We start from the raw sequence: 14,562 nt of genomic DNA on the forward strand, positions 1-14,562 counted from the left end.
CTAATTTCAACAGTGTAATGGACTTATTGAAAATGGTCGGGGCGATAGGATTCGAACCTACGACCTACGGTACCCAAAACCGTCGCGCTACCAGGCTGCGCTACGCCCCGACCTTTCAGCGTTCAATTCATTGCTGCATCGAACATATGGGCTTATTAGCGAAAGCTTTTGGGATTGAAAAGCCCTATTGCGCATCACAAGCCCATGAAGCTGAATTTTGTTTGAATCCCGGATGCCGAAGCACCGCACCGGCCTTAATATTCAAACGCTTAGCCAAGCCACCGTTGATCTCAAGAACGGCAAGCACGTCCTTTCCGCCATCGATTCCCGTCTCATCATGCGGAATTGCGTTTGCATGGACGTGACGCACAACGCCGGTCGCATCGGCAAAAATCATATCCAGCGGGATCAATGTGTTTTTCATCCAGAAAACGGCACGCTGCGGACGTTCGTACAAAAACAGCATACCCGAGGATTTGGCCATTTTCTCACGAAACATTAAGCCCTTGCTGCGTGCGGCGGCATCATCGGCCACTTCCACATTGAAACGTGCGACGCCGCCATCAGTCAGACGGATATCCACATGGCCTGCGCTACATTGTGCAAGCCCTGCGGCAGGTGCGCCGACGGCAAGAAAAACGCAAAGCAAAAGCTGTTTCATTTTGGGGCGCGCAAACCGGAATCCCAGGCGAGTACCTGCGCGGCCATGCGTCCCCGTTTGCTGTCAACAATCCGCAATGCGATCGCCTCTCCTGCTGTCAGGTCGGCAAAGCCCGAGGTCCGCAACACCTCAACATGCACGAAAACATCCTCCGGGCGACCAAACACATTTGCAAAACCAAATCCTTTGCCCTTGTCGAACCATTTCACCCGGGCAGGCTCCAGCGGGAGGGCCGCAATAGCTTCGGCGCTGACAGTCTGGTCATCACCGGCCAGCAAGAACCCCGACCCTTCGGGTGGAACAATGGACAGCACCTCTACGGCCTGAACGCCGCGCTGCGTACTTTGGATCGTCACAGTAATGTCGGCGCCATCAGCGACCGTGCTTTGACCAAAGTTTCTCAACACATTCGCGTGCAATAAAACATCGGTCTCCACGTCATCCGAAAGGATGAACCCAAATCCCTTAACCGGATCAAACCATTTAACCCGACCGTGCAACACTTGCAGCGGCATTTCATCATCATCATTCATGACAGAGCTTTTTCCCCAGATTGAGCCCTAATTCTAAATGTTCTTATGGAACATTCGTCCGAATGTTTAAGGACAAGTCTACGCCGATGGACGCAAAAAGTCCTGAACATTTCACACTTTCACGGATTCAACCGTTCTACACTCCAAGAATCATTTCTACTTGCGCGAGTCCAGCGAAAACGGTCATGCAACCGGAAGGAACCATCGGCCCAGAACTCCATCTCGGTCGGGATGATTCTTATCCCGCCCCAAAACGGTGGTCTGGACGGGTTCGGGCCGTGTTTTGCCGAAATTTTGACCACCTCGGCCATCAAGGCCGCACGCGACGACAGTGGCTTTGATTGTGCCGAGGCCCATGCACCGATTCGACTTTTAAGCGAGCGTGAGGCGAAATACTCATCCGCAGCGATACCATCCTCGCGTTCTGTCACTCCGCGCACCCGGATCTGGCGGCGCAATGATTTCCAGTGCAACACAAATGCGGCCTTGCCGGAGGCGGCGATCTGCTCTCCTTTGCGGCTTTGGTAATTTGTGTAGAAAACAAAGGCATCTTTTTCGATATCCTTAAGCAAAACCATACGGACATCGGGCAGACCATCGCCATCCACCGTCGCCAGGGCGATCGCATTAGGGTCGTTCGGCTCGGTCGCTTCGGCCTCAGTCAGCCAGCTGCGCGCCATCACAAAGGGATCATTCCCCGAAAATATTCCAGCCCGATCCATGACAGCCCCCAATTAACCCTTAACCATAACGGTCAACCTAGCCGACCGCGCGGTGAGGGCAAGCCCTCCAATTGGCGCAAAGCCACCGCGAGGCTTGATGCCGCTATCATGATCGCTTAAACCAATCCTTTATTGTACGAAATAACGGGGTATTTCATGGCTGGACTTTTGGCAGGCAAGCGCGGGCTTATCATGGGGCTTGCCAATGACAAGTCCATCGCTTGGGGGATCGCGAAGGCATGCGCCGACCAAGGCGCAGAGTTGGCATTTTCATATCAGGGCGAGCAGTTGAAAAAACGGGTTGGGCCGCTGGCCGCCTCCGTAGGATCAACCGAGTTGATCGAATGCGATGTGACGGATGAGGCATCGCTTGACGCGCTGTTCGCACGGATCAAAGACATCTGGGAAACGGTTGATTTCGTCGTCCATGCCATCGGCTTTTCGGACAAGAGCGAATTGCGCGGCCGCTACGTCGACACGGGGCGTGAGAATTTCCTGATGTCGATGGATGTTTCGGTCTATTCCTTTACGGCCGTGTGCCGCCGTGCCGCTGCAATCATGAAGCCGGGGGGCAGCCTGCTGACGCTGACCTATTACGGTGCCGAAAAAGTGATGCCGCATTATAACGTCATGGGGCTTTGCAAGGCCGCGCTGGAATCATCGGTGAAATACATCGCCGAGGATCTGGGCAAGGATGGCATCCGCTGTAACGCGATCTCTGCCGGGCCGATCAAGACGCTTGCCGCCAGCGGTATCGGTGATTTCCGCTATATCATGCGCTGGAATGAGCTGAACTCCCCGCTGCGCCGCAATGTCACCCAAGAAGAAGTGGGCAAGGCCGCGATCTATCTTTTGTCGGATCTGGGTTCCGGCACCACTGGTGAGAACCTGCATGTCGATGCGGGCTATCACGTGGTCGGCATGAAGGCGGTTGATGCGCCCGATATCGATGTGGTGACAGCCAAGGCCCAAAAAGGCGCCGAGTGACACCAGAGCCGTTTTTGGCACTGGTTGCGGTTCTGGCTCCGGCGATCCTTTCGCCGGGGCCGGCCATTATTGCGGCAACGCAAATGGCCTTGGCGCAAGGGCGTGAAAAAGCGCTGCCCTACGGGCTGGGGCTTGCCTTCGGGGCCTCGCTCTGGTGTCTCTTTGCGCTTTTGGGCATGGCGGCTGTGTTCAAGCTTTATCCGCCCCTGTTTTACGCCGCGAAAATCGGTGGGGGGATCTATCTGCTTTATATGGCGGTGGGGCTATGGCGCGGGGCGCGTGCGCCGCTGCCAGAGGCCGCAAAGCGGCGGTTTGGCAGCGGGTTTACGGGCGGGGTGATCCTGAACCTGTCAAACCCCAAGCCCGCGCTGTTTTATTCCGCCGTTATCCTGAGCATTTTCCCCGATCCGCAAGGGGGCAAGCTGCTGGCCGCCATCTATGCCACTGCTCTCGCGACCGAGCTTTCGCTTTATGCAGCGGTCACGCTTGCCATGTCGACCAATGTGATGCGCAAACGCTATTTTGCCGCGAAATTTTGGATCGATACCATTGCCGCAATCGCCATGGCGGGGCTGGCGGCCATGCTAATTCTTAACCTTTAGGTCAAAACGGGCATCTTTTTCTTTCGCGGCGGGCGCGCAGGTTATATGACCCTTGCAAACACAGCGCCAAAGCCAAAAGAGGACCCGCCATGACCGACCGTTTGCCCCATGAAAAAGGCTTCCATATCTCTTGGGATCAAATGCACCGCGATGCCCGCGCGCTGGCGTGGCGGCTGGACGGCAAAGGTCCCGATGATGGCGCATGGAAGGCCGTAGTCGGCATCACCCGCGGCGGCATGGTGCCCGCGATGATTGTGGCGCGTGAACTCGATATCCGCGTTGTCGATACGATCTCCGTCAAAAGCTATAACCACCAGGAACGCGCCGAGGCCAAGGTCATCAAATCCCCACAACAGGATATGATGGGGGATGGCACCGGCGTTTTGATCGTGGATGATCTGGTCGATACCGGCAAAACGCTGGAGTTGGTGCGTCAGCTTTACCCCAAGGCGCATTTCGCCACTGTCTACGCCAAACCGCTTGGCCGTGCGATGGTTGAAACCTTCATTACCGAGGTTTCGCAAGATACCTGGATCTTCTTCCCCTGGGATATGGCCTTGCAGTATGTACAGCCCTACCGTGGCGTCGAGTAAAACCCCTTGATGCGCAGGAGTCATATGATGACGCACCCCCTCAACCCGGCAATGGCCGCCACTGACGCGCCACCCGTGATGGAGGCGCGCAGATGGCTGGACGGCGTAGAGTTCCCGCCCGATCGCCCGTTGATCAACGTCTCGCAGGCCGCCCCCGTGGATCTGCCGCCCCTCGCCCTGCGCCAAGCCATTGCCGAGGCCGCGATCAACGATCCGGCAGCCCATCTTTACGGCCCCGTGCTGGGCATGCCCGCCCTGCGCGCCGAGATAGCGCAGCAATGGTCAGCCGCCTACGGTGGGGCGATCCGCGAAACCGAGGTGGCAATTACCCAAGGCTGCAATCAGGCCTTTTGTGCAACCCTCTCCACGCTTGCTGCCAAAGGGGATGAGGTTATTATTCCAACCCCCTGGTATTTCAATCATAAAATGTGGATGGATATGCAGGGCCTGCGCTGTGTTCCGCTGGCCACCGCAGCGGGGCTGGTGCCTCGTGCCGAGGATGCCGCCAAGCTGATCACCGCGAAAACCCGCGCGATTGTCTTGGTCAGCCCCAATAATCCCGGCGGGGCCGAATATCCCGCAAGCACCCTGCGCGCCTTTATGGAGCTGGCCCGCGCCCATGGGATCGCGCTGGTGGTCGATGAAACCTACCGCGATTTCGACAGCCGCAGCGGCGCCCCGCATGATCTGTTTAAAGGTCCCGATTGGGCCGATACGCTGATTCACCTCTACAGCTTTTCCAAGGCTTACCGGCTGACAGGGCACCGCGTCGGGGCCATCATCGCCAGCAAGGGTCGTTTGGCACAGGTCGAGAAATTCCTCGATACCGTCGCCATTTGCCCCAACCAATTGGGCCAGATCGCCGCGCTTTGGGGCATGCAGAACCTTGGCGATTGGGTCGCGACCGAGCGGCTTGAAATATTGTCGCGCCGCACTGCGATGATTGAGGGGTTCAAAACCCTGACGGACTGGAAGTTGCTGGGCTGCGGTGCCTATTTCGCCTATGTTGAGCACCCCTTCGCCCTGCCCTCGGATCAGCTGGCCAAGACACTGGTCACCAAGGCCTCTGTGCTGACCTTGCCGGGCACGATGTTCAAACCCGGCGATGATCTTTCCGCAAAACGCCAGCTTCGGATCGCTTTTGCCAATGTGGATGCGAGCGGCATTGCGGAGCTGTTCAAACGGCTGCAAAACCTGACCCTTTAGGCGGGGCATCTTGCCCCCGCGCCCCGAACCCCATAGACACGACAAAACCCCCGTTCCACGAGGCAGACCCATGGCAAACCCGACCCAAGACACCCCCCGCAAAAAAGGCAAAGGCACCAGCGTTGTTGTCTGGATCCTGATGGGCATGCTTGTCCTTGGTCTGGGCGGCTTTGGCGTCACCAATTTCGGGGGCGGTGTTACCGCAATCGGCAAGGTTGGTGATCGAGACATCAGCATCGGCGATTACGAGCGCGCCCTGCAACAAGAGGTGAACGCGCTCTCGGCCCAGTTCGGAACCCCGATTACCTTGCAACAGGCGCTCAGCTTTGGCGTTGACCAGCAGGTGCGCCAGCAGCTTGTAAACACCGCCGCACTGGACAATGAGACCGCGCGCATCGGGTTGTCGGTAGGCGACGAGCGCATCGCCCAAGAGATAACCAACGCCAGCGTGTTTCGTGGCCCCGCAGGGACATTCGACCGCGACACATACCGTTTTACATTGCAAAACAACGGCCTGACCGAGGCGCAATATGAAACGAAAATGCGTGAGGATCTGGCTCGCGCCCTGTTGCAAGGGGCGGTTCTGGGGGGCTTTGCCGCACCTGCCGTTCTGACCGATACGCTTTACGCCCAAATCTCGGAACGTCGGGAGGTTAGGCTGCTGCGTTTGACCGCCGCTGATCTGGAAACGCCACCCGCCGCCCCTACGGATACGGAAATCAAGGCGCATTACGACGCTAATATCGACGCTTTCACCAAGCCTGAGGCGCGCCGCATTACCTTTGCCGCCCTTTTGCCCGAAGATATCGCAGACCAGATGCCACTGGATGAGGCCATGCTGCAAAAGCTCTATGATGACCGTATCGCGGAATTCGTTCAGCCAGAGCGCCGCCTTGTCGAACGTCTGGTCTTTCCGAACCAGGAGGCTGCAGAGGCCGCCAAAGCTGCATTTGATGCGGGCACCCCCTTTGAGGCATTGGTCGAAGCGCGTGGCGTGACCCTCTCGGACATTGACCTTGGCGATAAATCCGAGGAAGAGCTGGGCACGGCTGGTCCTGCGATTTTCGCGCTGGAGGCCCCGGGCGTGGTTGGTCCATTGAACTCTGACCTTGGGCCTGCGCTGTTTCGCATGAACGCTACGCTTGCCGCGCAAAACATTACCTTTGAAGAGGCCCGCCCCGATCTGGCTGCCGAGCTTGCCGCCGATTCCGCCCGCCGCGCGATTGATGATCTGGTCGAGGATATCGACGACCGTCTGGCCAGTGGCGCCACCCTCGAGGATCTGGCCGCGGAAACAGATTTGACCTTGGGCCAGATCGATTTCAACGATCAATCAAGTGAGGCGATGGCCGCCTATCCCACCTTCCGTCAAGCGGCAACCGAGGCCGCTGAGGGCGACTTCCCCGAGGCCATCCAACTGGATGACGGCGGCGTTTTCGCCCTGCGTCTGGATGCGATCATCCCGCCCACCCCGATCCCGCTGGAAGAAGCTCGCGAGGCCGTGATCGAAAGCTGGACCGCACAAGCCACGGCCCAGGAATTGACAGCGATGGCCAATGACATCAAATCCAAAGTGGATGCGGGGGACGCCTTGGGCGGTTTCGGCATCACCGAAGTGATCCCGAATCTGACCCGTTCCACCACGCTGGATGACGTTCCCGCCGCACTGCTCAGCACCGTGTTCACGATGGCAGAGGGCGAGAGCATTGTCGTTGAGGATGGCAGTTTTGTCGGCGTCGTCCAGCTTGACAGTATCATCCCCGGCCCGACCACCGGCCCGGATGCCGAGGCGCTCAAATCTGCGATTGCCGCACAGGCCGAACAAGCCGTGGCTCAGGATGCCTTTACACTGTTCACCAATTCGTTGACACGTGACGCCGGTATTACGCTGGACAATGCGGTGATCAATGCCGTTCACGCCCGTTTCCAATAAGGTCTGCGCATGCCAAATCTGACACCTGATTTCGCCGAATTTGAAAAGGGCTGGGCTGCGGGACGCAATCAGGTCGTCTCGGCCCGTATCGCCGCCGATCTTGATACGCCAGTGTCGCTGATGCTCAAGCTCGGCGAGGCGCGCGGCGATACTTTCATGCTGGAAAGTGTGACGGGTGGCGAGGTCCGGGGCCGCTATTCCGTGGTTGGCCTGAAACCTGATCTGATCTGGCGGTGTCGCGGCAAGACGGTCGAGATCAACCGCGAGGCCCGCTTTGACCCCGATGCCTTTCAGGCCGATCCGACCCCGCCACTGGACAGCCTGCGCGCGCTGATCGCGGAAAGCGCGATTGATATGCCCGATGATCTTCCGGCCATTGCCGCGGGGCTTTTCGGCTACCTTGGCTATGACATGATCCGGCTGGTGGAGCATTTGCCCAATGTGAACCCCGACCCGCTTGGCCTGCCCGATGCGGTGCTGATGCGCCCGTCGGTTGTGGCGGTGCTCGACGGCGTCAAGGGAGAGGTGACCGTGGTTGCCCCCGCTTGGTCCAGTTCCGGCCTTTCGGCGCGTGCGGCCTATGCCCAAGCTGCCGAGCGGGTGATGGACGCGCTGCGTGATCTGGAACGCGCGCCCCATGCCGATCGCGATTTCGGTCAGGTCGCCGCCGTTGGGGATCAGGTATCGAACTTTACCCATGAGGGATACCTTCAAGCCGTTGAAAAGGCAAAAGAATATATCCGCGCCGGTGACATCTTTCAGGTTGTCCCTTCGCAACGCTGGGCCCAGCGGTTTGAGGCGCCACCCTTTGCGCTCTATCGCTCTTTGCGCCGAACCAACCCTTCACCTTTCATGTTCTTTTTCAACTTTGGCGGGTTTCAGGTGGTCGGTGCCAGCCCGGAAATCCTCGTCCGTCTGCGCGACGGTGAGGTGACTGTCCGCCCCATCGCAGGCACCCGCAAACGCGGCCAAACCCCCGAGGAAGACCGCGCCAATGAGGCCGATCTTCTGTCGGACAAAAAGGAGCTGGCAGAGCATCTGATGCTGCTGGATCTTGGCCGCAATGACGTGGGACGCGTGGCCAAAATCGGCACGGTGCGTCCGACCGAGGAATTCATCATCGAACGCTACAGCCATGTGATGCATATCGTCTCAAACGTGGTGGGCGAGATTGCCGATGGCGAAGACGCGTTGTCGGCCCTTTTGGCGGGCCTTCCTGCGGGCACGGTTTCAGGCGCGCCCAAGGTCCGCGCGATGGAAATCATCGACGAGCTGGAACCTGAAAAGCGCGGCGTCTACGGCGGCGGTGTCGGCTATTTCGCGGCCAATGGCGAAATGGATTTTTGCATCGCCCTGCGCACAGCGGTGCTGAAGGACGAACAGCTTTACATCCAAGCTGGCGGCGGTGTTGTCTATGACAGCGACCCGCAATCGGAATATGAGGAAACCGTCAACAAATCCAATGCCTTGCGCAAAGCGGCCGAGGACGCGGGGTTGTTTTCGGGCGGCAATCGCTAACCGCCCTAGGGCGCCATCATCACTGCCGTAGACGGTGCAATCGCCACCATTGACGATCGCCCTTCTTGGGCCCACTCTAAAAGGGCTGCGATGGTTTCGGGGCGCGTCTCACCGGCGACAACCACCCGCCCGTCTTGGGCCGCCTTAAAGGCCGCGCGGTCAAGGTAGCGGCGGATCTTGGGCGCGCCTTCGTTCTCTCCATCAAGGTTGCGAAAGATGACGGCGCTGCGCATCCCTTCACGCTGTGCGATCTGGCTGGCCGCATTCAACCCCCGGTCCCAAGAGATCACGCCAAGCCCATGGTCGCGCAGCAAGGCAAGCATTTGGGTCGCAAGGCTGCGATCTGCTTGAAAGCCGCCCTGTTCCAGATCGACAACTCCCACCGCCTCTGGCAATGCAGCCGTTATCACCTCCATAGAGACGGAAAGATCAGCGGCGGTCGCACCCTCGGGGATGCCTGTAGCAAGCATCAGAACCTCTTTGCCATTGGCGCGGTAGATTTGTGCAGCCTTTGTCGCCTCCGGCAGCGTCGCGTCAATAACAAAGGAGATGGGGAACGGCAGCCGGGCCAAGGCTTCGCGGTCAATATCTGGTTCGCCGGTATCGCGCAGCAGGATAGAGAACAACGGTTTTTGGGCAGGGTTATCAAAGCTGGCCGCAAATCGATCTACGGCCGGCAGGTCGATGTTTTCCTCGGGCGGGGTCACCTCTGGGGCAGCCATGGCTGGCTTGTCGTCACCGATTGAGGGCAAGCGTCCGGTTTTCACACCGGCAACACCACCGTCAAACCCCGTCGACGGTCGTATCACCGGCGCTTCGGCTTGCTCTGGCTGAGGTCGAAGGGCAGGCTCGGGCGGAGTATCCGGTCTGGGTGCGGCATCCTCTACACGGTTGCGCACCAGGGCTGCGGCATCTGGTGCCAAATCCGGCACTATCCCATCCCTGCCGGGCGCCAATGGCACATCTGTGCCGGACTGCGTATCGGGCAATGACGGGGCGTTGCTTTCGACCGCTGGCCCGCTGAGATCGGATGCGGTGCTGCTGTCGGGGATCTGCGGATCCGGCTCCGGTCTTGGATCAACTGTGGCACTTTCAGGGGGCGGGTTGGGGGAAACCTCTGGCGTGCTTTGTGCCGGTTGCGCCACCTGCGTGGTCAGCATTTCATCCAAGTCCTGTGGCGCAGGCAGGAAATCCGTCAACTGCGATACCGCGATCAGGCCAAGCCCAGCAACCACGGCCCCGCAACCAGCCCCTATGAAAAAACCACGGCTCACCCGTCTTCCTCCTGCCTTCAAAATCCAACGCCAACATCGGTAATGGGAGTGTTTCCCGTTATGCAGTTGCGCTTGGGGCCACCTATACCGCGAGATGCGGACAGGTTCACCCCCAAACCGACATGCAGCTCAACCCGCGGGCCAAAAATAGCCAGAGGCGCGCAGCGCAAACGGGCGCGTGGCCCCCTTGGCGGCCGCATGAGGCTGCTTTAAGGCAAGGCGACGCGTGGCGAATCGCGGTTAACGAGGGGCCTTTACCACAGTTTACACCGCCCGCCAGATCGGCGATAAGAGGGCCAAAGCTTCGGTCATTTGGGCGGATGTTGGGGAAATTACCGGAAAAAAAAGACCGGAAATTCACATAGCCATCACCCTGATACAAAGCCAGAAGCGCACCAAAACAAACGGTTGTGACCGCTATGCTGCTACTGATCGATAATTATGACAGCTTCACCTATAATCTGGTGCATTATCTGGGCGAGTTGGGCGCGGAGATAAAGGTCGTGCGCAATGATGCGATGGATGTGCAGGCAGCACTGGACTTGCGCCCCGAAATGATCGTGCTGTCACCCGGACCAAAGGCCCCTGCACAGGCCGGGATCTGTCTGCCGCTGACCCATGCGGCCGCAGAGGCGGGCATCCCCCTGTTGGGTGTTTGTCTTGGCCATCAAACCATTGGCGAGGCTTTTGGTGGCAAGGTCGTACGCTGCAACGAGATCGTACATGGCAAGATGGGTGCTATGCATCACGATGGCGCGGGTGTCTTTGCCGGTCTGCCAAGCCCTTTTAACGCCACACGCTACCATTCGCTGATCGTGGACCGCGCCACCCTGCCCGACTGCCTTGAGGTGACCGCATGGCTTGAGGATGGAACCATCATGGGCCTGCGCCATAAGACCCTGCCCATCGAGGGCGTACAATTCCACCCCGAAAGCATTGCGTCCGAACATGGCCACCAATTGTTGCGCAACTTTCTGGAACAGGCGAAGGTCCCCGCATGAGTGAACGCCTCAAACCCCTGATCAACGCTGCCTGCGACCGCCCCCTGACGCGGGCCGAGGCCGAATCCGCCTTTACCGCGCTGTTTGAGGGCGATGCCACACCGGCCCAGATGGGCGGGCTTTTGATGGCGCTGCGCACACGCGGCGAAACCGTCGACGAGATCGCCGCGGCCGCCTATGTGATGCGCGCCAAATGCAATCCGGTTACCGCCCCCGAGGGCGCGATGGATATCGTCGGTACCGGGGGCGATGGCAAGGGCACGCTGAATATCTCCACCGCGACGGCTTTTGTGGTGGCAGGCGCGGGTGTGGTTGTGGCCAAACATGGCAACCGCAACCTTTCGTCAAAATCCGGCGCGGCGGATGCGATGACCGAATTGGGCCTGAACGTGATGGTCGGCGCGGATGTCGTGGAAACCTGCCTGAACGAGGCGGGTATCGGCTTTATGATGGCGCCCATGCATCACCCCGCCACCCGCCATGTCGCACCTGTGCGGCTGGAGCTTGGGACGCGCACGCTTTTCAACATTCTCGGGCCGCTGACCAATCCTGCGGCTGTCAAAATGCAGCTGACGGGGGCCTATGATGCCGCGCTTTTGCGCCCGATGGCGGAGGTCTTGCGCGCGCTTGGCTCCACCTCGGCGTGGTTGGTGCATGGCGGCGACGGCACCGATGAGCTGTCGATTGCGGCACCTTCACAAGTGGCCGCGCTCAAGAACGGGGAGATCACCGAATTTGTGGTGCGCCCCGAAGATGCGGGCCTGCCCAGCCATCCGTTCGAGGCGATTATGGGTGGCAGTCCTGCAGAAAATGCGAAGGCACTTTTGGCCCTGCTGAACGAGGAAACTGGCGCCTACCGGGATGCGGTCCTGCTCAACGCGGCGGCGGCATTGGTTGTGGCGGGTAAGGCCTCCGACCTGAAGGCAGGCGCTGAACTGGCCCGCCAAAGCATCGACAGCGGGGCCGCCCTTGCACGGATGCAGGCCATTGCCCGCATCACCTCTGCCGCCCCATAACACGAAAGGTGCCCCTGATATGAGCACGATTCTAGACCGGATCAAAACCTATAAGCTGGAAGAGGTCGCCGCGCGCAAGGCCGCCCTGCCCCTGACCGAGGTTGAGGCCCGTGCCAGTGCTGCCCCAGCCCCGCGGGGCTTTATGCAGGCGCTGCTATCTGCCTCACAAAACGGCTATGGGCTGATCGCCGAGATCAAAAAGGCCAGCCCCTCCAAAGGGTTGATCCGCGCCGATTTCGACCCCGAAGCCCTCGCCCGCGCCTATGAGGCGGGTGGTGCCGCCTGTCTTTCGGTCCTGACCGATGCGCCGTCCTTTCAAGGGGCTGATGAATTTCTGACCGCCGCCCATGATGCGACCGACCTGCCCTGCCTGCGCAAGGATTTCATGTATGACCCCTATCAGGTCGTGGAGGCGCGCGCGCTTTCGGCCGATTGCATCCTGATCATCATGGCCTCGGTCACGGATGCCCAAGCACAAGAGCTGGAAGCTGCGGCCTTTGATCTGGGTATGGACGCCTTGATCGAGGTCCATAATACCGAGGAACTGGAGCGCGCGGAACTGTTGAAATCCAAGCTTTTTGGCATCAACAACCGCAATCTGCATAGTTTTGAGCTTGACCTGCAAACCACCCGTGACCTTGCCCGCCGTGTACCGGTGGACCGGATGATCATCTCGGAATCGGGGCTTTATACCCCCGCAGATCTGGCTGATGTCGCCCGTTTTGGCGCCCGCTGTTTCTTGATCGGTGAAAGTCTGATGCGTCAGGATGATGTCGAGGCCGCGACCCGCGCGCTTTTGGCCAATCCCCATACGGCGCAAGGAGGAATTTGATGTCAGGGCTGTCGCATTTTGATGCCTCGGGCCATGCCCATATGGTCGATGTGTCCGAAAAACCGGTAACATCACGCACGGCGATTGCGCGCAGTGCAATTCGTATGGCGCAGGAAACCTATGCGATGATCACCGACGGTCGCGCCTCCAAGGGCGATGTCTTGGGGGTGGCACGTCTGGCCGGGATCATGGCGGCAAAAAAGACATCGGATTTGATCCCGCTGTGTCATCCGTTGCCGCTGACCAAGGTATCGATCGATCTTGTTCCCGACCCCGATTTGCCCGGTATCACGATTGAAGCCACGGTGAAAACCGGTGGCCAGACAGGCGTGGAAATGGAGGCCCTAACAGCGGCGTCCATCGCCGCGCTGACGGTCTATGACATGGTCAAAGCGGTTGATAAGGCAATGGAAATCACCTCTACAAAGCTGATCTTGAAAGAGGGCGGCAAATCCGGTCGCTATGAGGCAGGCAAATGATCTCGGTTGCAGAGGCTTTGACGCTTTCATTGGGCCTAGTTCGGCCTTTGGACAGGGAAACCCTGCCCCTCGCCCAAGTCGCAGGGCGTTATATGCCCGAGCCTGCCACCGCCCGCCGCGACCAGCCCCCCTTTGCCGCGTCGGCGATGGACGGCTATGCCATCCGTGGTCCGGCCATCCCAAATGCCGAGTATGACGTTGTCGGCGAGGCAGGCGCAGGCCACGCATGGGCGGGAACGTTGAAACAGGGCCAGGCCTTGCGGATATTTACCGGTGCACCCGTGCCCGAGGGTGCCGATCAGGTGGTGATCCAGGAAAATGTAACCCGCAGCGATGACCACATAACGCTTGGCGCAGATATTGGCACCGGCCTCAATATCCGGCCAAAAGGGGCCGATTTCCTTACCGGTGACCATCTCTCGCCCCGCGTGCTTTGCGCAACCGATCTGGCGCTTTTGGCTGCAATGAATATCGCTGACGTTTCTGTGACGCGCCGCCCCGTTGTTGCCATTATCGCCACCGGGGATGAGCTGGTAATGCCCGGAGAAACGCCCCGCGCCGATCAGATCATTGCCTCCAACAGCTTTGCCTTGGCCGCAATGGCGCAAGACGCAGGGGCGATCACCCGCATGTTGCCAATCGCCCGCGATAATGAGGCCAGCCTCCACGCGGTCTTTGCCCTTGCCAGCGACGCGGATCTGGTTGTGACCATTGGCGGTGCCTCTGTAGGTGACCATGATCTGGTTGGCAAAGTTGCCGCCGACCTGGGGATGGAGCGCGCGTTCTACAAAATCGCGATGCGTCCGGGTAAGCCGCTGATGGCGGGGATGCTCAACGGATCCCCTATGCTTGGCCTTCCGGGAAATCCAGTGTCTTCAATCGTTTGCGGGCATTTGTTCATGCTCCCTATGATCCGAGCGATGCAGGGCATTCCTGCGCCGGAACCGGTCTTGCAACGGGCCCGGCTCACCGCTCCTTTGGCCGCCAATGGCAACCGGGCCCATTACATGCGCGCCAAGATCATGCAGGGTCAACATGGTCCCGAGATCCACGGTCTGGACAACCAGGACTCCGCGCTTTTGACGGTCCTATCCACCGCCAACGCGCTTTTGCTGCGCCCGGTTGGGGATGGTCCGCGCGCCGTTGGCGATATGGTCGAATACCTTACCATCTAAGCAAAGCGCTTGACACAAAGCAAGAACATG

15 protein-coding genes and 1 tRNA gene are annotated in these 14,562 nt (G+C 59.4%); 11 read left to right on the forward strand and 5 right to left on the reverse strand.

The window, feature by feature from the left end:
• Positions 1-33: 33 nt before the first annotated feature.
• The 4 genes from AKU94_RS05645 to pdxH form a co-directional block, all read right to left on the reverse strand.
• Positions 34-110 (reverse strand) — tRNA-Pro (locus AKU94_RS05645).
• Between the two features lie 74 nt (positions 111-184).
• Positions 185-661 carry a DUF192 domain-containing protein gene (locus tag AKU94_RS05650; RefSeq protein WP_050526337.1) on the reverse strand — a complete coding sequence of 159 codons (477 nt, stop codon included), beginning with the start codon at positions 659-661 and terminating at the stop codon, positions 185-187.
• Positions 658-1,194 carry a cold-shock protein gene (locus AKU94_RS05655; RefSeq protein ID WP_050526338.1) on the reverse strand — a complete coding sequence of 179 codons (537 nt, stop codon included), beginning with the start codon at positions 1,192-1,194 and terminating at the stop codon, positions 658-660. Before AKU94_RS05655 ends, AKU94_RS05650 begins: the two co-directional genes overlap by 4 nt.
• A gap of 119 nt (positions 1,195-1,313) precedes the next feature.
• Positions 1,314-1,916: a pyridoxamine 5'-phosphate oxidase gene (gene pdxH / locus AKU94_RS05660; RefSeq protein ID WP_050526339.1), complete on the reverse strand. Its 603-nt coding sequence runs from the start codon at positions 1,914-1,916 to the stop codon at positions 1,314-1,316.
• Between the two features lie 156 nt (positions 1,917-2,072).
• Here pdxH and fabI point away from each other — a divergent pair, with 156 nt between their 5' ends.
• The 6 genes from fabI (at position 2,073) to trpE (ending at position 8,755) form a co-directional block, all read left to right on the forward strand.
• Entirely contained in the window at positions 2,073-2,903 is an 831-nt protein-coding gene (fabI, locus tag AKU94_RS05665) for an enoyl-ACP reductase FabI (protein WP_050526340.1), read from the forward strand.
• Positions 2,900-3,505: a LysE family translocator gene (locus AKU94_RS05670; protein ID WP_050526341.1), complete on the forward strand. Its 606-nt coding sequence runs from the start codon at positions 2,900-2,902 to the stop codon at positions 3,503-3,505. Before fabI ends, AKU94_RS05670 begins: the two co-directional genes overlap by 4 nt.
• An 89-nt stretch (positions 3,506-3,594) precedes the next feature.
• A complete protein-coding gene (gene gpt, locus AKU94_RS05675; protein ID WP_050526342.1) occupies positions 3,595-4,098 on the forward strand; it encodes a xanthine phosphoribosyltransferase in 504 nt (167 codons plus the stop codon).
• A gap of 27 nt (positions 4,099-4,125) precedes the next feature.
• Positions 4,126-5,304, forward strand: coding sequence for an aminotransferase (locus tag AKU94_RS05680; RefSeq protein ID WP_050526455.1), 1,179 nt, complete (start codon positions 4,126-4,128; stop codon positions 5,302-5,304).
• A gap of 70 nt (positions 5,305-5,374) precedes the next feature.
• Positions 5,375-7,237, forward strand: coding sequence for a SurA N-terminal domain-containing protein (locus tag AKU94_RS05685; RefSeq protein ID WP_050526343.1), 1,863 nt, complete (start codon positions 5,375-5,377; stop codon positions 7,235-7,237).
• Positions 7,238-7,246: 9 nt separating this feature from the next.
• Entirely contained in the window at positions 7,247-8,755 is a 1,509-nt protein-coding gene (gene trpE, locus AKU94_RS05690) for an anthranilate synthase component I (RefSeq protein WP_050526344.1), read from the forward strand.
• 5 nt (positions 8,756-8,760) lie between these two features.
• Here trpE and AKU94_RS05695 read toward each other — a convergent pair whose 3' ends face one another.
• Positions 8,761-10,029 (reverse strand): divergent polysaccharide deacetylase family protein, encoded by a 1,269-nt coding sequence (locus AKU94_RS05695; protein ID WP_050526345.1) that lies wholly within the window; start codon positions 10,027-10,029, stop codon positions 8,761-8,763.
• A 419-nt stretch (positions 10,030-10,448) separates the two neighbouring features.
• Between AKU94_RS05695 and AKU94_RS05700 the strand changes: the two genes are divergently transcribed.
• The 5 genes from AKU94_RS05700 to AKU94_RS05720 are packed head-to-tail and all read left to right on the forward strand — an operon-like array spanning position 10,449 to position 14,532.
• Positions 10,449-11,030 carry an anthranilate synthase component II gene (locus tag AKU94_RS05700; RefSeq protein ID WP_050526346.1) on the forward strand — a complete coding sequence of 194 codons (582 nt, stop codon included), beginning with the start codon at positions 10,449-10,451 and terminating at the stop codon, positions 11,028-11,030.
• Positions 11,027-12,046: an anthranilate phosphoribosyltransferase gene (gene trpD, locus AKU94_RS05705; protein WP_050526347.1), complete on the forward strand. Its 1,020-nt coding sequence runs from the start codon at positions 11,027-11,029 to the stop codon at positions 12,044-12,046. The genes AKU94_RS05700 and trpD overlap by 4 nt, the downstream gene beginning before the upstream one ends.
• A 19-nt stretch (positions 12,047-12,065) precedes the next feature.
• On the forward strand, positions 12,066-12,878 hold the full coding sequence (trpC, locus tag AKU94_RS05710) for an indole-3-glycerol phosphate synthase TrpC (RefSeq protein WP_050526348.1): 813 nt from the start codon (positions 12,066-12,068) through the stop codon (positions 12,876-12,878).
• On the forward strand, positions 12,878-13,357 hold the full coding sequence (moaC, locus tag AKU94_RS05715) for a cyclic pyranopterin monophosphate synthase MoaC (protein ID WP_050526349.1): 480 nt from the start codon (positions 12,878-12,880) through the stop codon (positions 13,355-13,357). The genes trpC and moaC overlap by 1 nt, the downstream gene beginning before the upstream one ends.
• Positions 13,354-14,532, forward strand: a complete 1,179-nt coding sequence (locus AKU94_RS05720) for a molybdopterin molybdotransferase MoeA (RefSeq protein WP_050526350.1) — start codon at positions 13,354-13,356, stop codon at positions 14,530-14,532. The genes moaC and AKU94_RS05720 overlap by 4 nt, the downstream gene beginning before the upstream one ends.
• Positions 14,533-14,562 lie beyond the last annotated feature (30 nt).

The organism is Pseudorhodobacter aquimaris (assembly GCF_001202025.1).
Classification (GTDB): Bacteria; Pseudomonadota; Alphaproteobacteria; order Rhodobacterales; family Rhodobacteraceae; genus Pseudorhodobacter; species Pseudorhodobacter aquimaris.

What these genes read in the sequence shown, in the direction of transcription:
- moaC (WP_050526349.1), top strand. Translation starts at nt 12,878, where the DNA reads ATGTCAGGGCTGTCGCATTTTGATGCCTCGGGCCATGCCCATATGGTC.
- AKU94_RS05720 (WP_050526350.1), top strand. Translation starts at nt 13,354, where the DNA reads ATGATCTCGGTTGCAGAGGCTTTGACGCTTTCATTGGGCCTAGTTCGG.
- AKU94_RS05650 (WP_050526337.1), bottom strand. Translation starts at nt 661, where the DNA reads ATGAAACAGCTTTTGCTTTGCGTTTTTCTTGCCGTCGGCGCACCTGCC.
- trpE (WP_050526344.1), top strand. Translation starts at nt 7,247, where the DNA reads ATGCCAAATCTGACACCTGATTTCGCCGAATTTGAAAAGGGCTGGGCT.
- gpt (WP_050526342.1), top strand. Translation starts at nt 3,595, where the DNA reads ATGACCGACCGTTTGCCCCATGAAAAAGGCTTCCATATCTCTTGGGAT.
- trpC (WP_050526348.1), top strand. Translation starts at nt 12,066, where the DNA reads ATGAGCACGATTCTAGACCGGATCAAAACCTATAAGCTGGAAGAGGTC.
- AKU94_RS05685 (WP_050526343.1), top strand. Translation starts at nt 5,375, where the DNA reads ATGGCAAACCCGACCCAAGACACCCCCCGCAAAAAAGGCAAAGGCACC.
- pdxH (WP_050526339.1), bottom strand. Translation starts at nt 1,916, where the DNA reads ATGGATCGGGCTGGAATATTTTCGGGGAATGATCCCTTTGTGATGGCG.
- trpD (WP_050526347.1), top strand. Translation starts at nt 11,027, where the DNA reads ATGAGTGAACGCCTCAAACCCCTGATCAACGCTGCCTGCGACCGCCCC.
- AKU94_RS05700 (WP_050526346.1), top strand. Translation starts at nt 10,449, where the DNA reads ATGCTGCTACTGATCGATAATTATGACAGCTTCACCTATAATCTGGTG.
- AKU94_RS05680 (WP_050526455.1), top strand. Translation starts at nt 4,126, where the DNA reads ATGACGCACCCCCTCAACCCGGCAATGGCCGCCACTGACGCGCCACCC.
- AKU94_RS05655 (WP_050526338.1), bottom strand. Translation starts at nt 1,194, where the DNA reads ATGAATGATGATGATGAAATGCCGCTGCAAGTGTTGCACGGTCGGGTT.
- fabI (WP_050526340.1), top strand. Translation starts at nt 2,073, where the DNA reads ATGGCTGGACTTTTGGCAGGCAAGCGCGGGCTTATCATGGGGCTTGCC.